Origin of the sequence: Streptomyces sp. NBC_00287 (genome assembly GCF_036173105.1) — a bacterium.
Classification (GTDB): domain Bacteria; phylum Actinomycetota; class Actinomycetes; order Streptomycetales; family Streptomycetaceae; genus Streptomyces.
The window spans coordinates 6,770,278-6,790,770 of record NZ_CP108053.1 but is presented as its reverse complement, the minus strand read 5'-3'; the positions used below and the strand labels follow the sequence as shown (position 1 = coordinate 6,790,770).

Below are 20,493 nucleotides of genomic sequence, written 5' to 3'. Positions count from 1 at the left end.
CGTACCGGTCACGCGGGAACCCGGACGCCGGCCAGGTTCTCGATCATCCGGCGGGTGCTGGGGCCGACCACGGCCACCCAGTCCTGGGGCGCGTCGGTGAGCCAGCCGGCCACCCGGGCGGCGAAGCCCGGGACATGGCGGCCCAGGTCGACGAGCCCGCGGTCGAAAAGGGTCGCCCCGTCCGGAGTGCGGACCAGGAGGAGCCCGGTGCGGTGGACCAGGTCGCGCAGTCCCTCGCCGCCCTGCTGGGCGGCCGCGTGCAGGACGGCGTCCAGGACGGCGGGGTCGCGTTCGTGGGCGAGGAGGAAGTCGAGGAGTTCATGGCGCAGGGGGCGGGAGTCGGGGGTGCCGGGGGCCGCGAGGACGCCGGCGAGGGCAGCCCGTACTTGCTCGGAGCCGCCGTCCAGCAGGCCGGTGACCAGCGGGAACAGTACGGCTCGGGCGGCCGGGCCCTGGTCGAGGCGGCGGTCCACGTACGCGGCGACGTCCCCGGCTCGCTCCGGGCGCCGCTCCACCGCCTCCTGGACCAGGGCGGCGACCCGGCGGGCCAGCGGCGGCGTCGTGACGTCGGCGAGGGTGCGCAGCGCCGGGCCCGCGTCCGGTCGGAGCAACCGTTCCCGGAAGGCGTCGAGGACCGGCTCGGGGTGGGTGGTGAGGGCGCCGACCAGGGCGCTCGGCGGGAACTGCGGGTCGCCGGACGCGAAGTGCCGTAGCGCGAGCGGGAGATGGCGGGAGCGGGTGAGCGGATCGCGGACCAGCAGGGCGAGCGCGGCGCCGTGCAGGGTGCAGTCGGCGGGGCGGGAGAGCAGGGCGAGGGCGGCGTAACGGAGGAGTTCGCGGTCGGCCGTCGTACGTACGTGCGGGGCCGCGCGCAATCCGTACGCCACCGCCGCCACCCTCCTCGCGGGCCGCTCGTCGTGCGCCCACCGGTCCACGGCCCGGCAGATCGCGGACGGCTCCTCCTCCGCCAGCACACCGAGCAGCTCGTCGGCCCGCCGGTGCGCGACCTCGACGAGCGTCTCGGTCAGATCGTCCAGCGCGCCGTGCCGATGCGTGTGCAGCAGCGCCTGCGCGGCCCTCGCGACGGTGGCGTGCGGGGTCGCGGGCAGCGGGCGGTCGTCGTGGAACCAGCGGGTGAGGTGCGGTTGTACGGCGGTGGCGTCGGCGGCGAGGAGTTGGGCCACGGCGTCGAGGTAACGGGGGCCGGTTTTCGTGTCGGCCAGGACGAGGTGCCGGAGCAGGTCGAGACGCGTCTCCTCCGGCAGGGGCAGCGCGGTCCAGAAGTCCGGGCCGAACTCCGGTGGTACGGGCTGCAGTTGCTGCCGCCAGGCCACGATCCGGTCGGCGAGGGTGCGCAGTACGTCCATGTACGGGGTGGCGTCCGGTACGCGCAGCAGGGACTGGGCGAGGAGGCGGGCGGCCCACCAGGAGTGCGGGTCGGCTTCCAGGGCCTGGGTCAACTCCTGGAGGCGGAGGGCGAGTTGGAGGGGGGTGTGGCGGCGGGCCAGGAGGAGCAGGGCCTCGACGACTGGGCCGATGCGGTGGTGCGGGACGGGGAGGGGGTGGGGGTCTTGGTTGCGGCGGCTGTGGATCAGGGCGCGCAGGGCCTCGTCGAGGTCGAGGTGCATGCCCTGGATCCAGTCGGCGAACTCCTCGTGGGCGAAGCGGTAGCCACTGCCTGCGGGGACGAGGAGGCCTTCGGTGAGGACGGCGGAGGCCCAGCCGGTGCCGCCGAGCCTTGCGGGGCCCCAGGGGAACAGGGCCTCGAACGACTTCCGGTCGAGTTCGCCCTGGCCCGGGCCGAGGCTTCGTCTGGCTGCCTCGTGGATCTGGCCGGAGACTTTTGCGGCCAGGCGTTTGACCGCGGTGCCTCGGAGGCCGTTCTCTGCGGCGAGGCGTACTGCGATGCGCAGGCACATGAGGTCGAGGTGGGCGGCGAAGACGTCGTCGCGGTCGAGGGGGGTGTGCTGCGGGGGGTCGGGGAGGGCGGTGCGGACCTCGGAGAGGAGGCGGAGGGTTAGGGGGTGGCGGGCGTCTTGGGGGGTGAGGGTGTGGTCGGGGATGCCGTAGTGGGTGCGGGCCTGGTGGGCTTCGGTGGGGGTCAGGTCGGTGAGGCGTACGCACTTGGGCAACCGCCGAGGGATTTCGCCCCCGCCGCCCCTACCCGTCCCATCCTCCAGGGGCTCTGCCCCTTCGACCCCGCCAGGGGGCTCCGCCCCCTGGACCCCCGTCGGCCCTGAGAGGGCCTCGTCCTCAAACGCCGGACAGGCTGGATTGTGCGGGCCTGCGCCGGGTGGTGCCGCCTCGTCCTCAAACGCCGGACGGGCTGGAAGGGCTGCGGAGTACAGCATTCCCTCCGGGAACTCCGCCCCCGCCCCCTCCCAGTACTCCTCCCTGCACGCCACCACCAACCGCGTGCCCGTCTGCTTCAGCCACGCCGCCGTTCCCGTCGTCCAGTCCGCCAGGCGGTGGGACAGGAGTGGGGGCATTTCCTCGGGGCCGTCCAGCAGCAGGAGTAGGGGGCGGGCTGTCGCTCGGGACACCTGGGACAGGCGTTCGGGGGTGAGGTCGCCCAGGTTGGACGGGGTCGTCGATCGGGACGCCGCCACGATTCGGGCCGCCCTTGCCAGCGCCCTGCTCGCCGCGTCCGCCACCGACTTGTCGTCGGCCTTCAGGTCGGCGCCGCGCAACCACAGGGTGGGGGCCTGGTGGCGGCGGGTCGCCAGGGCTGCCAGGGCTGTCGTACGGCCGCTGCCCGGGGCGCCCACGAGGGCGAGGACGGACGTGCCCGCGCGTGCGGTGAACTCCTCGAACTGCCTTGTCACCGACGGCCGTTCCACCGTTCCGGGCTCGCCGGGTGGGCCGTCCTGGCCCACCGATGTCGCCGTCAGTTCCAGTACGCCTGCCAGGTTCAGGTCGGCGCCGTAGGAGGGGACTGTCATCGCGTTCGACGCGAGTACGTCGGCCAGGGGGCCCGGCGCGGGTGGGCAGAGGGGGATCGCGTAGCCGCCCTCTCGGTTGCCGCTCTGGAGCGCTGTGCCCAGTACCGCGATCACCGCGCCCGTCTCCGCGTCCACGACCGGGCCGCCCGCCGCCCCGCCGCCCAGGCGCAGGGCGTCCCGGCCCGCCGTGCCGATCGCAAGTTCCAGAGCGTTGTCGAGGAGGTGGAAGCGGTCCGTCGCCGTGTACGTCACCGGCGCCGCGCCCAGCACCCGTGCCTCGCGCCAGCAGTCCGCCGCGATCCTGACGTATCGGCCGGGCTCGGTGCTGTCCCGTACCGTCACCGGCAACGGCTCCGCGCCGAGGCCCTCGGTGTGGATCAGGGCCAGGTCCAGGTCGGGGAGTTCGGTCACCGCGTCGGCCGGCACGACGCAGGTCCGCTCTTCGGCCGCGTGCAGGACCAGACGCGGCAGGCCGTCCACCGCCTCGTGGCTGGTGATCACCGTGCCGTGGTGGTCGGCCACGAAGCCCAGACCCCGGGGCCTGCCGGCGAGATCGTGGATCCGCACCAGGGCGTCCTCGTAAGCCCCACCGGACTCCCCGGGAATCCGCGGGCCCCGTGCCGCCATGGTCGAACCTCCGCGCCGTACCGTCGTACCTGTCTTCGACGGTAGGCGCGCGGTGATCAGCGGGACAGATCGCGCGGTGAACGCGCCCCCTTCCGCTCCCTCGGTTCACTCCGAGCGCCTGCACGGAAGGGTGAACAGACGGGGCTAGGTGGATACACCCTAGGGGTGGGGGAACCGAGGGGGACCGTGGAGCGGCGGGCAGAGAACGACCCCGTGCCCGCCGCTCCGCGGGCGGACCCCGTGCTCAGCCGAAGACGGCCAGGCTCTTCGCCTTGCCCTTGTGTTCCTCGACGAGCGCCAGGAAGCGTCCCTCGGGGTCGAAGACCGCGACAGCGCCCCGGCCCGCGTACTCCTCGGGCATCTCGAGCCGCACACCGTTCGTGAGCAGGCGCGCCCGCTTGGCGTCCACGTCCCAGCGCGGGAACGCGGCCGTGGCGGCCTCGGCGATCGGCATGACGGTCAGCTCCTCCTGGAGCTGGTCCAGCGTCTTCGCCGTATCGAGCTTGTACGGGCCCACCCGCGTCCGGCGCAGCGCCGTGAGGTGGCCGCCGACGCCCAGGTCGGCGCCGAGGTCACGGGCGAGCGCCCGGATGTAGGTGCCGGAGGAGCAGACGACCGACACCACCAGGTCCACGACGGGGGTGCCGTCCTCGGCGACGGCCTCCCGCATGTCGTAGACCGTGAAGGAGGAGACGGTGACGGGCCTGGCCGGGATCTCGAAGTCCTCGCCCTCGCGCGCCCGCTTGTAGGAGCGCACGCCGTCGATCTTGATGGCGCTGACCTTGGACGGCACCTGCATGATCTCGCCGGTCAGTTTGGCGATCCCGGCGTCGACGGCGTCGCGGGTGACCTTCGAGGCGTCCTGCGACCCCGTGATCTCGCCCTCGGCGTCGTCGGTCAGGGTCGTCTGGCCGAGCCGGACGGTGCCCAGGTACTCCTTCTCGGTCAGCGCGAGGTGACCGAGGAGCTTGGTGGCCTTCTCGACGCCGAGGACGAGCACGCCCGTCGCCATGGGGTCGAGAGTGCCGGCGTGGCCGACGCGGCGGGTCCTGGCGATCCCGCGCATCTTGGCGACCACGTCGTGCGAAGTGAAGCCCGACGGCTTGTCGACGATGACAAGGCCGTCGGGCGTCCGGTTCTGCTGGGTCATTCGGCGGTTTCGTCCTCGTCCTCGCCCGGCTTCTTGTACGGGTCGGCCTCGCCGGCGTACTTGGCGCCGGCCGAGACCTCGCGCACCTTCTCGTCGGACTGGCGCGCCTTGTCGAGGAGGTCCTCGATGGTCTTGGCGGTGTCCGGGAGCGCGTCGGCCACGAAGGTCAGCGTCGGGGTGAACTTCACACCCGCCGCCGCGCCGACCGCGGAGCGGAGGACGCCCTTGGCGCTCTCCAGACCCGCGGCCGCTGCGGCCCGCTCCTCGTCGTCCCCGTACACCGTGTAGAAGACGGTCGCCTCCCGCAGGTCACCCGTGACCCGGGTGTCCGTGATGGTGACGTGCGAGCCGAGCCGCGGGTCCTTGATCCCGCGCTGCAGCTTCTGGGCCACCACCTCCCGGATGAGGTCCGCCAGCCTTTTCGCCCGCGCGTTGTCGGCCACTGGTCCGTCTCCTTAAGTGCTTATCTCTTGCTTCAGTCTTCGTCGCTGTGGAGCCTGCGTCGAACCGAGAGCAGTTCCACCTCGGGCCGCCCGGCGACCAGCCGCTCACAGCGGTCCAGTACGTCGGAGAGGTGTCCCGTGTCCCCGGAGACCAACGCGAGCCCGATCTCGGCCCTGCGGTGGAGGTCCTGGTTGCCCGTCTCCGCCGCGCTCACCGCGTACTTGCGCTGGAGTTCGGCCACGATCGGACGGACGAGGGAGCGTTTTTCCTTCAGCGAGCGGACGTCGCCGAGGAGCAGATCGAAGGACAGAGTCCCCACATACATGTGTATCCGGATATCCCGCCGGTCCGGGGTACGGGCGTCACGCATCGACGCCGATACGGGAACCGTACACGCAACGGCCGGGGCCGATCGACGGAAATAACTTCCGCCGACCGGCCCCGGTCGCGTGTCAGATCACGCGCGCGGCTTCTCGCGCATCTCGTACGTCGCGATGACGTCGTCGACCTTGATGTCGTTGAAGTTGCCGAGGTTGATACCGCCCTCGAACCCTTCGCGAATCTCGGTGACGTCGTCCTTGAAGCGACGCAGACCCTCGATGTTGAGGCTCTCCGCGATGACCTTGCCGTCGCGGATGAGGCGCGCCTTGGTGTTGCGCTTGACCTCGCCGGAGCGGATGAGAACACCCGCGATGTTGCCCAGCTTGGACGACTTGAAGACCTCGCGGATCTCCGCCGTACCGAGCTCGACCTCTTCGTACTCCGGCTTGAGCATGCCCTTGAGGGCCGCCTCGATCTCCTCGATCGCCTGGTAGATGACCGAGTAGTACCGGACGTCCACGCCCTCGCGCTCGGCCATCTGCGCCGCGCGGCCGGCCGCACGGACGTTGAAGCCGATCACGATGGCGTCCGAGCCCATCGCCAGGTCGATGTCGGACTCCGTGACCGCACCGACGCCGCGGTGCAGGACGCGGATGTCGACCTCTTCGCCGACGTCCAGCTGGAGCAGCGAGGACTCGAGCGCCTCGACGGAACCAGAAGCGTCACCCTTGATGATGAGGTTGAGCTGCTGGACCTCGCCGGCCTTGAGCACCTTGTCCAGGTCCTCGAGGGAGACACGGCGCGTGCGCTTGGCGAACGCGGCGTTGCGCTCACGGGCGGCGCGCTTCTCCGCGATCTGACGGGCCGTACGGTCCTCGTCCACCACGATGAAGTTGTCGCCCGCACCCGGGACGTTGGTCAGGCCCAGGACCTGGACCGGCGTCGACGGGCCCGCCTCGGCGACGTTGTTGCCGTTGTCGTCGAGCATGGCGCGGACACGGCCGTAGGCGTCGCCCACCACCATGGTCTCGCCGACCCGCAGGGTGCCTCGCTGGACCAGGACGGTCGCCACGGCACCACGGCCGCGGTCGAGCCGGGACTCGATCGAGATGCCCTGCGCGTCCTGGTTGGGGTTGGCGCGCAGGTCGAGCGAGGCGTCGGCCGTGAGGATCACGGCCTCCAGCAGCGAGTCGATGTGCAGACCCTGCTTGGCGGAGATGTCGACGAACATCGTGTCGCCGCCGTACTCCTCGGCGACCAGGCCGTACTCGGTCAGCTGACCGCGGACCTTGGTCGGGTCGGCACCCTCGACGTCGATCTTGTTGACCGCGACGACGATCGGGACTTCGGCCGCCTTGGCGTGGTTGAGCGCCTCGACCGTCTGCGGCATGACGCCGTCGTTGGCCGCGACGACCAGGATCGCGATGTCGGTCGACTTCGCACCACGGGCACGCATGGCGGTGAACGCCTCGTGACCCGGGGTGTCGATGAAGGTGATCTTGCGGTCCTCGCCGTTGACCTCGGTCGCGACCTGGTAGGCACCGATGTGCTGGGTGATGCCGCCGGCCTCGCCCGCGATGACGTTCGTCTTGCGGATGGCGTCGAGGAGTCGGGTCTTACCGTGGTCGACGTGACCCATGACGGTCACGACCGGCGGACGGACGACCAGGTCTTCCTCGGTGCCCTCGTCCTCGCCGAACTCCAGGTCGAAGGACTCGAGCAGCTCGCGGTCCTCCTCCTCGGGGCTGACGATCTGGACCGTGTAGTTCATCTCGCCGGCGAGGACCTCGAGGGTCGCGTCGGAGACGGACTGCGTGGCCGTGACCATCTCGCCGAGGTTCATCATGACCGCGACGAGGGACGCCGGGTTGGCGTTGATCTTCTCCGCGAAGTCGGTGAGGGAAGCACCGCGCGACAGGCGAATGGTCTCGCCGTTGCCGCGAGGCAGCATCACGCCGCCGACCGACGGGGCCTGCATGGCCTCGTACTCCTGGCGCCTCTGCCGCTTCGACTTACGGCCACGACGCGCGGGACCGCCGGGACGACCGAAGGCGCCCTGCGTGCCACCACGACCGCCCGGACCACCGGGACGACCGCCGAAGCCGGGACGACCGCCGCCACCGGCACCCGCGGGACCACCGGGACGACCGGCGAAACCGCCGCCACCGCCACCGGGACCACCGGGACGACCGGCGAAACCGCCACCGCCGCCACCGGGACGACCGGCGAAGCCGCCACCGCCGCCACCGGGACGACCGCCGCCGGCACCACCGGGACGACCGCCGCCACCGGGACCGCGGCCACCGGGGCCACCGCCGCCGGGACGCGGGCCGGCAGCCGGACGCTGCGGCATCATGCCGGGGTTGGGACGCGCACCACCGGGGCCACCGCCCGGACGCGGGCCGCCGCCCTGCGGACGGGGCATACCGCCCGGGGTGGGACGCGCGCCGCCCGGAGCCTGCGGACGGGGACCGCCCGCCGCGCCCTGGGGACGGGGACCGCCCTGGCCCTGCGGACGCGGAGCGCCGCCGGGAGCACCGGCGCCACCCGGGCCACCGGGACGCGGGGCACCGCCCGGACGGGGCGTCTGCGGGCGCGCCATGCCGGTGGAGCCACCAGAGGTGAACGGGTTGTTGCCCGGACGGGGACCGGCCGGACGGGCACCGGGACGCGGCGCCTGGCCACCCGGACGCGGGCCGGAAGGACGCTCGCCACGGTCACCGCGACCCTGGCCGGGACCGGCCGGACGCTGGGCGCCCGGACGCGGGGCCTGGCCGGCCGGACGCTGGGCGCCCGGACGCGGGCCGGAGCCCTGACCCTGAGCGGCGGCCGGTGCGGCGGGAGCCGCCGGCGGTGCCGTGAACTCGGGCGTGGTCGGAGCCGGGGACGCCGGCGCGGGGCGCGGCGCGGGCTTCGGGCCCGGGGTGGGACGGGGGCCGGAAGCGGCCGGCGCGGCGGGAGCCGCGGCGGGCTTCTCGGCAGCCGGCTTGGGAGCCGGCGGACGCGGGGCGGCCGGACGGGCAGCCTGCGCCGGAGAGGGGGCGCCCGGCTTCGCCGGGGCAGCCTTGCGGGCGGGGGCGGGCTTGCCGCCTCCGCTGCCCTGCTGGAGGGCGTCCGTCAGCTTACGGACAACGGGCGCTTCGATGGTCGAAGACGCCGAACGGACGAATTCACCGAGTTCCTGGAGCTTGGCCATGACGACCTTGCTCTCCACACCGAACTCCTTGGCGAGTTCGTATACCCGGACCTTAGCCACTTCGCTCCTTTTAGGTCCGGGTTGCGGCCGGACCGTCGCTACTTCATGGGCGTACTCATCGCGTGCTCATCGAGTGCTCATCGCAATCTCGACCTACTTCCAACTCGCGGGGTACCTGGGCCGCACGGGGGTTCCGCACGACGCTTCTTACGGTGTTGCCTGCTCGACGTAGAGGCGCAACGCCTTGGTGTCGAGCGGACCCGGGGCGCGCAACGCCCGTGGGAACGCCCGACGGCGTACCGCCAGGTCGAGACAGACCAGGGCGGGGTGCACATACGCACCCCGGCCGGGCAGCGTACCGCGATGATCGGGGACGCACTCGTCCTTAATCGCCACGATGCGCAGCAAGTCCTTCTTGGCCGCTCGCTCCCGGCACCCCACGCAGGTGCGCTCGGGGCATGCTGGGGCTTGCGTCCGGCCAGACACTCTTAAGTCTACCTCCCCGCACCGACCTCACCCCTTTGGGGCAAAAATCGAACGGTTGTTGTCGTGATCCAAGCCACCTGCGGCTCGGTTCTATTCCCCGGGCTGCTCGGTGTCGGGCCGGATGTCGATGCGCCAGCCGGTCAGCCGGGCGGCGAGACGGGCGTTCTGGCCCTCCTTGCCGATCGCCAGCGACAGCTGGTAGTCCGGCACCGTGACCCGGGCGGACCGGGCCGCCATGTCCACGACCTCCACCTTGGAGACCCGGGCCGGGGAGAGCGCGTTCGCCACCATCTCGGCCGGGTCGTCCGACCAGTCGACGATGTCGATCTTCTCGCCGTTCAGCTCGCCCATGACATTGCGCACCCGGCCGCCCATGGGGCCGATACAGGCGCCCTTGGCGTTCAGGCCGCTGCGGGTGGAGCGGACGGCGATCTTCGTACGGTGACCGGCCTCACGCGCGATGGCGGCGATCTCGACGGAACCGTCGGCGATCTCCGGCACCTCGAGGGCGAAGAGCTTCTTCACCAGGTTCGGGTGCGTACGCGAAAGAGTGACGGAGGGGCCGCGGACGCCCTTGGCCACGCGGACGACGTAGGAGCGCAGCCGCATGCCGTGCGGGTAGGTCTCGCCGGGCACCTGCTCCTGCACCGGCAGGATGGCCTCCAGCTTGCCGATGTCCACGAGCACGTTCTTCGGGTCGCGGCCCTGCTGGACCACACCGGTGACGATGTCGCCCTCACGCCCCGCGTACTCGCCGAGCGTGGCGTCGTCCTCGGCGTCGCGCAGCCGCTGCAGGATGACCTGCTTGGCGGTGGTGGCGGCGATACGGCCGAAGCCGGACGGGGTGTCGTCGAACTCGCGGGGCTCCTGCCCCTCCTCCAGATCCTCGGGATCCTCCTTCGCCCACACCGTCACGTGGCCGGTTTCCCGGTTGAGCTCCACGCGCGCGTGGCGGCGGCTTCCCTCGGTGCGGTGGTAGGCGATGAGGAGGGCCGATTCGATCGCCTCGACCAGCAGGTCGAAGGAGATCTCCTTCTCCCGAACCAAGCCCCGCAGGGCGCTCATGTCGATGTCCACGGCTACGCCTCCTCCTCTTCCTTCATGTCCTTCTTGTCCTTGCGGCTGAACTCGACCTGAACGCGGGCCTTGGCGATGTCGCCGAAGGCGAGCCTGCGGGTCGTGGCCTTGCGGCCCTTCACTCCGGGTACTTCGAGATCCACGCCGTCGTCGTCCACGGTCAGGATCCGCGCGACCAGGTCCCCGCCCTCGGTGAGCTGGAACTTCACCAGGCGGTCGACGGCGCGCGTGTAGTGCCGGTGCTCGGTGAGCTCGCGCTCCGCACCGGGGGTACCCACTTCGAGGTCGTACGCGCCCTCGCCCATCACACTGGTCTCGTCGAGCTTCGCCGAGAGCGCACGGCTCACATCGGCGATCTGGTCCAGATCGGCACCGGTGTCGGAGTCGACGACCACGCGCAGCACCCGCTTGCGTCCGACGGAGTCCACTGCGATCTCTTCGAGATCGAGGCCCTGAGAGCTGACGAGCGGTTCCAGAAGTTCTCGCAGCCTCTCGCTCTGGGTGGTGCTCATCCGGGTGACTCCTCGGCCGCGTGTGCTGTTGTGGGATGGGTCGCGTGTCTGGTCAAAGGGTATCCGGTCCCGGGGTGTGTTGCCGTCCATCGGGTAGCGGACGGGTGCCGGTGAGTGGTCTTCGACATGTCCACGGGTACCGTGATCACGGGCGTGCTGCCCTCCCTCTCCGTACGAGCACCGAGGACGTCTGCCGTGCCGTTTCCCCCGCCGCCGCGCATGCCCTCGGGGCCGCGCAGAAGGAGCCTGCTCGCCGCGGCCACCGGCGCCGCGCTGCTCGTGGGCTGTTCCCCCGGCTCGGACACCGACGGCACAGGCGGCAGCCCCTCGGCCGCGGACCGCGCACGCGCGCGTGCGGCCCGGGACAGCGCGGAGTTGGTGGACCGCTACGACGCCGTGATCGCCGCGTATCCGACGCTGGCTGAGCGCCTGGACCCGCTGCGGGCGGAGGTGGTCCGGCATGTGGAGGCCTTCGGGGGTACGACGGCCAAGACGGCCACGCCCTCCGCTTCGGCGAGCGCGCCGGCGGTGCCGTCGGACGAGAAGGGCGCCCTCGCGGAACTCGCCGCCGCCGAACGGACTCTGGCCGACCGGAGGACCGAGGCACTGCTGGAGCTGCCCGGTGAACTCGCCCGGCTGCTCGCCTCGGTGGCAGCGGCCGGGGCGGCGCATGTGTATCTGCTGACGGAGGGTGACGCGTGAGTGAGGCGAAGGACGGCGAGCTGACGGCCCTCCAGGCGGCCCTGGCCGCCGAGCATGCCGCGGTGTACGGGTACGGCGTCGTCGGTGGGCGGGTCCGGGAGGGGCGGCGGGCCGAGGCGCGGGGGGCGTACGACGCCCATCGGGCACGGCGGGACGCCCTGGTGCGCGACGTGCTGGACCTGGGCGGGGAGCCGGTGGCCGCGGAGGCCGGGTACGTACTGCCGTTCGCCGTACCGGACTCGTCGGCGGCGGCCCGGCTTGCCGCCGAGGTGGAGGACCGGGTGGCCGGCGTGTACTCCGATCTGGTGCGGGCGTCCACGGGTGAGCGGCGGCGTACGGCCGCCGAGACGGTGCGGGAGGCGGCGGTGCGGGCGGTGCGCTGGCGCGGCGAGAGCGTAGCCTTCCCTGGGCTCGCCGAGCGTGCGGCCACCGGCTCGGCTTCGGCGACACCCACGGCGTGACGCGTACTGGAAGGAAACTCTCGCGTATGGCTTTCGAACCGCCGCGGCGTCTGGTCAGGGCGCTCGGTGAGACGGCACCGGACGCCGGCGGATGGCTGGAGAAGCTGCCCGAGACGGCACAACAGGCCGTGACGCTACGCGAGTTGACCGTGGAGCGGGTGCAGGTGCCCGGCGGGCGCAGCAGCCTGGTCGTGCTGGTCCGGCGGGCGGACGGCACGCCGGCCGTGCTGAAGCTGGCGCCGCCACGGGCCCGTCCCGAGAGCGAGCGGGCGGCGCTGGCGCACTGGGACGGCCTCGGCGCCGTACAGCTGCTGGAACCGTTCACCACCGAGGGGGTGCTGCTGCTGGAGCGGCTGCATCCGGATGTGTCGGTGCGGTCGCTGCCGGAGGCGAAGGCGTTGCTGGAGGCGGCGGGGACCTTGCGGCGGCTCTGGGTGTCGCCGCCGGGGGATCATGCGTTCGAGACGGTGGCCGAGCGGACGGCTCGGCAGGCCGAGGCGATGCGGGCGACTGCGTCGACGGATGCCGATTCCGGGGTGACTGCGCTGGTTGACGCCGCGCTTGTTGCGCGTGAGGAGCTGTTGGCTGCGCCGCCTGAGCATCGGTTGCTGCATGGCACTTTTCGGCAGAGCAAGGTGCTTGCGGGGGATCGGATGCCTTGGTTGGCCGTGGGGCCGGATCCGGTGGTGGGTGAGTGTGCGTTCGATCTGGCTCGGTTGGTGCGGGATCGGGTGGAGGATTTGATTGCCTCGCCGTCCGGGGCGGCTATTACTCGGCGGCGGATCAAGCGGCTGGCTGAGTCGTTGGATGTCGATCAGGAGCGCTTGCGGGGGTGGACACTCTTCCGGGCTGTGGAGTCCGGGGTGCGGGCGCTTCGGGTGGGGCGGGCGCAGGATGCCGAGTTGTTGCTGGAGTTTGCGGGCTGGTTGTGAGGCTGGTTTCTGGACAGTCGGCAGCTGCTCTGCGGGCCCGCTTTGGTGTGCGGGCGGGGACTGGAGTCGCCTGCATCGCGCCGACGAGCGCGCACACCCCGGCCGCCGCCGCGAGTGTGATTGCCGCCGCGGTGGCCGCCGTGCGTCGGGCGCCGCTGCGGATCAGTGCGGCGGCGCCGCGTTCTCCAAGGGGTTCCTTTACGCGCTCAGGCGCGCGATGGCCTCCTCGACCGTCAGCTCCTCGCGCTCGCCGGTCCGGCGGTCCTTGAGCTCGACCACGCCCTCGGCGGCGCGCCGACCGGCCACGAGGATCTGCGGTACGCCGATCAGCTCGGAGTCGGTGAACTTGACGCCCGGGGACACCCCGGCACGGTCGTCGCACAGGACCCGCAGGCCCTTCGCCGCGAGCTTCTCGGAGACTTCGAGGGCGAGTTCGGTCTGCAGGGCCTTGCCCGCGGCGACGACGTGGACGTCGGCCGGGGCGACCTCGGCCGGCCAGCACAGGCCCTTGTCGTCGGCGGTCTGCTCGGCGAGGGCCGCGACCGCGCGGGAGACGCCGATGCCGTAGGAGCCCATGGTCACGCGGACCGGCTTGCCCTGCTGGCCGAGGACGTCGAGCTTCAGCGCGTCCGCGTACTTGCGGCCGAGCTGGAAGATGTGGCCGATCTCGATGGCGCGGTCCAGCTTGAGGCCGGTGCCGCACTTGGGGCAGGGGTCGCCCTCCTGGACGACCACGACGTCGACGTAGGTGTCGACCTCGAAGTCACGGCCCGCGACGACGTTCTTCGCGTGCATGCCCCCCTTGTTGGCGCCCGTGATCCACGAGGTGCCGGGGGCCACGCGCGGGTCGGCGAGGTACGTGACCTTCTCGCCCAGGCCCTGCGGACCGACGTAGCCGCGGACCAGGTCCGGGCGACCGACGAAGTCCGCCTCGGTGACCATCTCGACGACGGCCGGGGCGAAGTGGGCCTCGACCTTGTCCATGTCGACCTCGCGGTCACCGGGGACACCGACGGCGACGATCTCGCCGTCCACCTTGACGAGGAGGTTCTTCAGGGTGGCGGAGGCCGGGACGCCGAGGTGGGCGGCGAGCGTCTCGATGGTCGGGGTGTCCGGGGTCGGGATCTCTTCGAGCGCGGGCACGCCCTCGGCGTCCACCGGCTTCAGCTCGTAGGTGATCGCCTCGGTGTTCGCCGCGAAGTCGCAGTTCGGGCAGTCCGCGAAGGTGTCCTCGCCGGCCTCGGCCGGGGCGAGGAACTCCTCGGACTTGGAGCCGCCCATGGCGCCGGCGGTGGCGGCGCAGATGCGGTAGTCGAGGCCGAGGCGCTCGAAGACGCGCTGGTAGGCCTGGCGGTGCAGGGCGTAGGACTGGGCGAGGCCCTCGTCCTCCGTGTCGAAGGAGTAGGAGTCCTTCATCAGGAACTCACGGCCGCGCAGGATGCCGGCCCGCGGACGGGCCTCGTCGCGGTACTTGTGCTGGATCTGGTAGAGGATGACCGGCAGGTCCTTGTAGGAGGACGCCTGGTCCTTCACCAGCAGGGTGAAGATCTCCTCGTGGGTCGGGCCGAGCAGGTAGTCGCCGCCCTTGCGGTCCTGCAGGCGGAACAGCTCGGCGCCGTACTCCTCCCAGCGGCCGGTCGCCTCGTACGGCTCACGCGGCAGCAGCGCGGGGAGCAGCACTTCCTGGGCGCCGATCGCGTCCATCTCCTCGCGGACGACGCGCTCGACGTTGGCGAGGACCCGCTTGCCGAGGGGCAGCCAGGACCAGATGCCGGCCGCCGTGCGGCGGACGTAGCCGGCGCGGACGAGGAGCTTGTGGCTGAGGACCTCGGCGTCCGCCGGGTCGTCGCGCAGCGTCTTCGCCATCAACTGGGACATGCGCTGGACCGGTGCGTTCGCCATGGTTCTCGTACTCCTGCTGGTGTGGGTTATGGCAGGAGGTTAGCCGGGGGGTACGGGGCGGTGGAAATCGGTTAGCGGCGGCGCAGCGGCAGGGGGGCGCCCATCACGGCGTACGGCTTGGGGGCGCTGGGGAAGAGGACCTGGCGGGCGAGGTCCTGGTAGCCGAGGGAGTGGTAGAGGCCGCGGGCCGGGCTGTCGGTGTCGATCGCGGAGAGGATCGAGCGGGGCAGGCCGGCGGCGTCGGTGATCGCGGTGATCAGAGCGCGGCCGACTCCGCGGTTCTGGTAGGCCGGGTGGACATGGAGCTCGGTGATGACGAAGGAGTCGTCGAGCCAGTGGTCGTTGCCCTGGGCGCGGAGGTACGGCTCCACGACCGTGGACCACCAGTGGGTGCGGTCATTGGGCATGCCGTACACAAAACCCACGAGCCGTCCGTTCGCGGTGGCGCCCAGGGCTCTCGCTCCCGGGTACGCCATGTGCCGCAGGACGATCTGGCGCCGTACGGCCACCTCGTCCGGCCCCAGTCCAAAAGCTACGGCCTGGACGGCCAGGGCCTCATCGACGTGGGCAGACAGGTCCAGGGGGCCGATGACGAGGTCCATGCCGGGAGCGTAGCGCGGGAGGAGTCTCAGAAGAGAATGCTCATGAAGGCGCCGACCTCTTCGAAGCCCACCCTTCGATACGTCCGTCTCGCCGCCGTGTTGAAGTCGTTGACGTACAGGCTCACCACCGGCGCCACATCCGCCAGCGCATAGCGCAGTACGGCCGTCATGGCCGGGGCAGCGATGCCCCGGCCCCGGTACTCAGGGGCCACCCAGACGCCCTGGATCTGGCAGGCGCGGTCGGTCGCGGCGCCGATCTCGGCCTTGAAGACGACCTTGCCGTGCTCGTCGAGGCGGGCGAACGAGCGGCCGGAGCCGACCAGTTCGGCCACGCGGGCCTGGTAGAGCAGGCCGCCGTCGCCTGCCATCGGGGAGACGCCGACCTCTTCCGTGAACATCGCCACGCACGCCGGCATGATCGTGTCCATCTCGTCCTTGCGGATGCGGCGGACGTAGGGGTCCGGGGCGATGTCGGCCGGCATGCGGTCGGTGACCATCAGGGGCTGACGGGACCGTACGTCCCGGGCCGGGCCCCAGTTCGGTTCGAGCAGGCGCCAGAGTTGAGCGGTGGGTTCCGCCGGGCCGACGATCGAGGAGCAGCGGCGGCCGGCTCGGCGGGCTCGGTCGGCGAAGGCCCTTACCGCGCGGGGGGTGGCGCAGATGGGGACGAGGTTGGCGCCGGCGTAGCAGAGGGAGGTCAGCATGCCGTCCTCGTACCAGCCCCACATTTCGCCGCCGAGGCGCCAGGGGTCGAGGCCGGCGACCTGGACCCGGGACGCCACGAAGGCGTTCGCGACCGGCTCGCGGTCCAGTACGGCGAGCGCTGCGTCCAGGTCGCTCGGTTCGAGGACCCGGGAGGTGGTCTGGGTCAACAACTGCGGGGGCCTCACACGCTAAGGGTGGCTGATCTCCGCACTGTACCTGCGGATGCTTTGCCGCGCCGCTGTGCGCAGGTGGGCGCCTGGTTACTCGCCCCCGCCGCCCCTACCCGTCCCATCCTCCAGGGGCTGCCGCCCCTTCTACCCCGCCCCAGGGGGGCTCCGCCCCCTGGACCCCCGCTCCTCAAACGCCGGAGGGGCTGATTTTTACGCCTTGTCAGCCCGCCACCGAAACCGACGGCTCGCCCGACTCGGTTCCGTCCGCCTCCATCTGCTCGGCCAGTTTCATGGCCTCCTCGATGAGGGTTTCGACGATCTTGGATTCCGGGACCGTCTTGATGACCTCGCCCTTGACGAAGATCTGGCCCTTGCCATTGCCGGAGGCGACGCCGAGGTCGGCCTCGCGGGCCTCGCCGGGGCCGTTCACGACGCAGCCCATGACCGCCACGCGGAGGGGGACCTCCATACCGGTCAGGCCCGCCGTCACCTCTTCGGCCAGCTTGTAGACGTCCACCTGGGCACGGCCGCAGGACGGGCAGGAGACGATCTCCAGGCCGCGCTGCTTGAGGTTCAGCGACTCCAGGATCTGGATGCCCACCTTGACCTCCTCGGCGGGGGGCGCCGAGAGGGAGACGCGGATCGTGTCGCCGATGCCCTGGGAGAGCAGCGCGCCGAACGCCACCGCCGACTTGATCGTGCCCTGGAACGCCGGGCCCGCCTCCGTCACGCCCAGGTGCAACGGGTAGTCGCACTGCGCCGCAAGCTGCTTGTACGCCTCGATCATGATGACCGGGTCGTTGTGCTTCACCGAGATCTTGATGTCCCGGAAGTCGTGCTCCTCGAAGAGCGAGGCCTCCCACAGCGCCGACTCGACGAGCGCCTCCGGCGTCGCCTTGCCGTACTTCTGGAGCAGACGCTGGTCGAGGGAGCCGGCGTTGACGCCGATGCGGATCGGCGTGCCGTGGTCCTTGGCGGCGCGCGCGATCTCCTTGACCTTGTCGTCGAACTGCTTGATGTTGCCGGGGTTGACGCGGACCGCGGCGCAGCCGGCCTCGATCGCGGCGAACACGTACTTCGGCTGGAAGTGGATGTCCGCGATCACCGGGATCTGCGACTTGCGGGCGATGGTGGCAAGGGCGTCCGCGTCGTCCTGTGTCGGGCACGCGACCCGCACGATCTGGCAGCCGGACGCCGTCAGCTCGGCGATCTGCTGGAGGGTCGCGCCGATGTCGGACGTACGCGTCGTCGTCATCGACTGGACGGAGACCGGGGCGTCGCCGCCCACCGCGACCGTGCCCACCTGGATCTGCCGGCTCTTCCGACGCTCGGCAACCCTGGTCGGAACGGACGGCATGCCGAGAGAAATCGCAGTCATCTGCTGTGCAACCCCAAGTCGTGGATCAAGGTCCGGTCCCGTCTGCGGCGGGCTCCAGGCTTCGAGATTACGGCACCGGCGATCGTACGAGCACATCCCCACGGCAAACCCACTCAATGGTGGACGGCCGGGAACCCCAGGGTCCCCGGCCGTCGCGAACTCCGTATGGCTAGGAGATTCTCACCGGGTTAACCACGTCCGCGATCAGTACGAGCAGCGTGAAGCAGACGAAGATCCCGGCGACGACGTAGGCGACCGGCATGAGCTTCGCCACGTCGAAGGGACCCGGGTCAGGGCGGCGCAGCACCTTCGCGGTGTTGCGGCGCAGCGACTCCCACATCGCGCCCGCGATATGGCCGCCGTCGAGCGGCAGCAGCGGGAGCATGTTGAAGAGGAACAGGGAGAGGTTGAAGCCCGCTACCAGCATGACCGCCATGGCCAGTTGCTGGGAGGCCGGGATGTCCAGGGTGAAGATCTCGCCGCCGACCCTCGCCGCGCCGACCACGCCCATGGGCGAGTCCGCCTCGCGCTCGCCGTCACCGAAGGCCGCGTCCCACAGGGCCGGGATCTTGCTGGGCAGGGCGGCGAGGGAGTCGACGGCGTCGCCGACCCGGTCGCCCATCCAGGTCACCGAGTCCCCGAAGTCCTGTTTCACGATCCCGGTGGCGGCGCTGAAGCCGAGGAAGCCGGCCGTGACGTACTCGCCCTGGACGATCTGGCCGCTGGAGTCCTTCTTGGCGACCTGGTTGGTGGCGATCTTCGCCGTGAGGGTGATCTCCTCGCCGTCCCGGTCGACAACGATCGGGACCTCCTTGCCGGGGTTGGCGCGGATCAGGTCGGAGAGCTTGTTCCAGTCGTCGGTGCGGACGCCGTCGAAGGCGAGGATCTTGTCGCCCGCCTTCAGGCCCGCCGCGGCGGCCGGGGAGGCGGGGTCGGACTTCTCGCAGTTGTCGCGGTTCTCGCTCTGCGCGATGACGCACTGGGAGACCGAGCTGACGGCGGTGGTCTGCTGGGAGATACCGAAGCCCATCAGCACGGTGAGGAACAGGCCGATCGCGAGGACCAGGTTCATGAAGGGGCCCGCGAACATCACGATGACCCGTTTCCAGGGCTTGCGCGTGTAGAAGAGGCGGGTCTCGTCACCCGGCCTGAGCTCCTCGAACGCGGCCTCGCGGGCGTCCTCGATCATGCCGCGCCAGGGTGAGGTGGAGCGGGCCTCCAGGCGGCCGTCGGGGCCGGGCGGGAACATGCCGATCATGCGGATGTAGCCGCCGAACGGGATGGCCTTGACGCCGTACTCCGTCTCGCCCTTCTTGCGCGACCAGATGGTCGGGCCGAAGCCGACCATGTACTGGGGCACGCGGATGCCGAAGAGCTTGGCGGTGGACAGGTGCCCCAGCTCGTGCCACGCGATCGAGAACAGCAGCCCGACGGCGAAGACCACTATGCCGAGGATGAACATCAAGGTCGTCATGCACGGGCCTCCGCCGTCTGTGCCGCCAGTTCCCGGGCCCGGGTGCGCGCCCAGGTCTCCGCTTCGAGGACGTCCGCGACGGTGAGTGAAGTTCCCGTCGCCGGGGTGCCGTGCTCCTCGACCACCCGTGTCACGGTCTCCATGATGCCGTTGAACGGCAGCGCGCCGGCCCGGAAGGCCTCCACGCACTCCTCGTTGGCGGCATTGAACACCGCAGGGGCCGTACCCGCGAGCTCACCGACATGCCGGGCGAGGTTCACCGACGGGAACGCGTCGTTGTCGAGCGGGAAGAACTCCCACGTCGAAGCCTTGCTCCAGTCGAAGGCGGGCGCCGCGTCGGGGACGCGCTCGGGCCAGCCCAGACCGATGGCGATCGGCCCGCGCATATCGGGGGGCGTCGCCTGGGCGATCGTGGATCCGTCCGTGAACTCGACCATCGAGTGAACATACGACTGGGGATGCACGACGACCTCAATGCGGTCGAAGGGAATGTCGTAGAGGAGATGCGCCTCGATGACTTCCAGACCCTTGTTGACGAGCGTCGCGGAGTTGATCGTGATCACCGGGCCCATGGCCCAGGTGGGGTGGGCGAGGGCGTCCTCGACGGTCACCTGAGCGAGGTCCGCCTTCGTACGGCCGCGGAAAGGGCCGCCGGACGCGGTGACGACCAGCTTGCGTACGTCCGCTCTCGTCCCGGCGGCCAATGCCTGGAACAGCGCCGCGTGCTCGGAGTCGACCGGGATGATCTGGCCCGGCTTGGCGAGCGCCTTGACCAGCGGGCCGCCGACGATGAGCGATTCCTTGTTGGCGAGCGCGAGCGTGCGGCCCGCCTCCAGGGCGGCGAGGGTCGGGGCGAGGCCGATCGAGCCGGTGATGCCGTTGAGGACGGTGTGGCAGTCGGAGGCGGCGACCTGGGTGGCGGCCTCGGGCCCGGCGAGGATCTCGGGGAGCGGCTCGCCGGCGCCGTACCGCGCGCTCAGGGCCTCGCGCAGCTCCGGTACGACGTCCTCGCGGGCGACCGCGACCGTGCGGACCTTCAGCTGGTGGGCCTGCTCGGCGAGGAGGGCGACGCGGCCGCCGTTGGCGGAGAGCGCGGTGACCCGGAAGCGGTCGGGGTTGCGCAGCACGAGGTCGATGGCCTGCGTGCCGATCGACCCGGTGGAGCCGAGGATCACCACGTCCTTCGGGCCGTCTCCCGCGAGCGGGTCGTACACCAGATGAGGGTCGGCCAGGGCGCGGGCCGGAAGCCCCGTCGTCCGCCCGGAGGGCGGGCCCTGCGGCGTCAGGTGCGTGCTCTCGGCGTGCCGGGCGTCGACCCTCGTACTGGACGTACTTGGGTCGGCGCCCGGTGCGCCGAGAGTGCGTGCATGGCGTCGCGGGGCAGACGGGGCTTCCGGCCCGCGCCCTGGGGG

At 71.3% G+C, this 20,493-nt stretch carries 17 protein-coding genes; 3 read left to right on the top strand and 14 right to left on the bottom strand.

Translation table 11 applies throughout. The features are described from left to right. Positions 1-8: 8 nt before the first annotated feature. The 8 genes from OHT76_RS31095 to rimP form a co-directional block, all read right to left on the bottom strand. On the bottom strand, positions 9-3,569 hold the full coding sequence (locus tag OHT76_RS31095; RefSeq protein ID WP_328874160.1) for a trypsin-like peptidase domain-containing protein: 3,561 nt from the start codon (positions 3,567-3,569) through the stop codon (positions 9-11). Positions 3,570-3,813: 244 nt separating this feature from the next. Continuing rightward, on the bottom strand, positions 3,814-4,719 hold the full coding sequence (truB, locus tag OHT76_RS31090) for a tRNA pseudouridine(55) synthase TruB (protein WP_328874159.1): 906 nt from the start codon (positions 4,717-4,719) through the stop codon (positions 3,814-3,816). After that, positions 4,716-5,162, bottom strand: coding sequence for a 30S ribosome-binding factor RbfA (gene rbfA / locus OHT76_RS31085; protein ID WP_328874158.1), 447 nt, complete (start codon positions 5,160-5,162; stop codon positions 4,716-4,718). Before rbfA ends, truB begins: the two co-directional genes overlap by 4 nt. Positions 5,163-5,194: 32 nt before the next feature. Beyond that, positions 5,195-5,488, bottom strand: coding sequence for a DUF503 domain-containing protein (locus tag OHT76_RS31080; protein WP_328874157.1), 294 nt, complete (start codon positions 5,486-5,488; stop codon positions 5,195-5,197). Positions 5,489-5,620: 132 nt separating this feature from the next. Then, positions 5,621-8,740, bottom strand: coding sequence for a translation initiation factor IF-2 (gene infB, locus OHT76_RS31075; RefSeq protein WP_328874156.1), 3,120 nt, complete (start codon positions 8,738-8,740; stop codon positions 5,621-5,623). A gap of 147 nt (positions 8,741-8,887) precedes the next feature. Continuing rightward, a complete protein-coding gene (locus OHT76_RS31070; RefSeq protein ID WP_328874155.1) occupies positions 8,888-9,166 on the bottom strand; it encodes a YlxR family protein in 279 nt (92 codons plus the stop codon). Positions 9,167-9,256: 90 nt separating this feature from the next. Next, complete coding sequence (gene nusA / locus OHT76_RS31065) at positions 9,257-10,243, bottom strand: transcription termination factor NusA (RefSeq protein ID WP_186287342.1); 987 nt, start codon at positions 10,241-10,243, stop codon at positions 9,257-9,259. 2 nt (positions 10,244-10,245) lie between these two features. Then, positions 10,246-10,755 (bottom strand): ribosome maturation factor RimP, encoded by a 510-nt coding sequence (gene rimP / locus OHT76_RS31060; RefSeq protein ID WP_328874154.1) that lies wholly within the window; start codon positions 10,753-10,755, stop codon positions 10,246-10,248. Positions 10,756-10,950: 195 nt separating this feature from the next. Between rimP and OHT76_RS31055 the strand changes: the two genes are divergently transcribed. From OHT76_RS31055 to OHT76_RS31045, 3 genes are read left to right on the top strand one after another with little or no spacing between them, the layout of a single operon-like run. After that, the gene (locus OHT76_RS31055; protein WP_328876667.1) at positions 10,951-11,457 is read left to right on the top strand and encodes a hypothetical protein; all 507 of its coding nucleotides are present in this window, start codon (positions 10,951-10,953) and stop codon (positions 11,455-11,457) included. Further along, the gene (locus OHT76_RS31050; RefSeq protein WP_328874153.1) at positions 11,454-11,918 is read left to right on the top strand and encodes a ferritin-like domain-containing protein; all 465 of its coding nucleotides are present in this window, start codon (positions 11,454-11,456) and stop codon (positions 11,916-11,918) included. The genes OHT76_RS31055 and OHT76_RS31050 overlap by 4 nt, the downstream gene beginning before the upstream one ends. Before the next feature lie 26 nt (positions 11,919-11,944). Next, complete coding sequence (locus tag OHT76_RS31045; RefSeq protein WP_328874152.1) at positions 11,945-12,850, top strand: aminoglycoside phosphotransferase family protein; 906 nt, start codon at positions 11,945-11,947, stop codon at positions 12,848-12,850. 198 nt (positions 12,851-13,048) lie between these two features. On the opposite strand, the gene OHT76_RS31040 is transcribed toward OHT76_RS31045, so the two are convergent. From OHT76_RS31040 to dxr, 6 genes are all read right to left on the bottom strand, one after another. Then, the gene (locus OHT76_RS31040; protein WP_328874151.1) at positions 13,049-14,752 is read right to left on the bottom strand and encodes a proline--tRNA ligase; all 1,704 of its coding nucleotides are present in this window, start codon (positions 14,750-14,752) and stop codon (positions 13,049-13,051) included. 71 nt (positions 14,753-14,823) lie between these two features. Next, the gene (locus OHT76_RS31035; protein ID WP_328874150.1) at positions 14,824-15,354 is read right to left on the bottom strand and encodes a GNAT family N-acetyltransferase; all 531 of its coding nucleotides are present in this window, start codon (positions 15,352-15,354) and stop codon (positions 14,824-14,826) included. Between the two features lie 26 nt (positions 15,355-15,380). After that, the gene (locus OHT76_RS31030; protein WP_328876666.1) at positions 15,381-16,229 is read right to left on the bottom strand and encodes a GNAT family N-acetyltransferase; all 849 of its coding nucleotides are present in this window, start codon (positions 16,227-16,229) and stop codon (positions 15,381-15,383) included. Between the two features lie 220 nt (positions 16,230-16,449). Continuing rightward, positions 16,450-17,607, bottom strand: a complete 1,158-nt coding sequence (gene ispG, locus OHT76_RS31025) for a flavodoxin-dependent (E)-4-hydroxy-3-methylbut-2-enyl-diphosphate synthase (protein WP_328874149.1) — start codon at positions 17,605-17,607, stop codon at positions 16,450-16,452. Positions 17,608-17,776: 169 nt separating this feature from the next. Beyond that, on the bottom strand, positions 17,777-19,069 hold the full coding sequence (locus OHT76_RS31020; RefSeq protein ID WP_328876665.1) for a M50 family metallopeptidase: 1,293 nt from the start codon (positions 19,067-19,069) through the stop codon (positions 17,777-17,779). Positions 19,070-19,077: 8 nt separating this feature from the next. Then, on the bottom strand, positions 19,078-20,313 hold the full coding sequence (dxr, locus tag OHT76_RS31015) for a 1-deoxy-D-xylulose-5-phosphate reductoisomerase (protein ID WP_328876664.1): 1,236 nt from the start codon (positions 20,311-20,313) through the stop codon (positions 19,078-19,080). Positions 20,314-20,493: the final 180 nt, after the last annotated feature.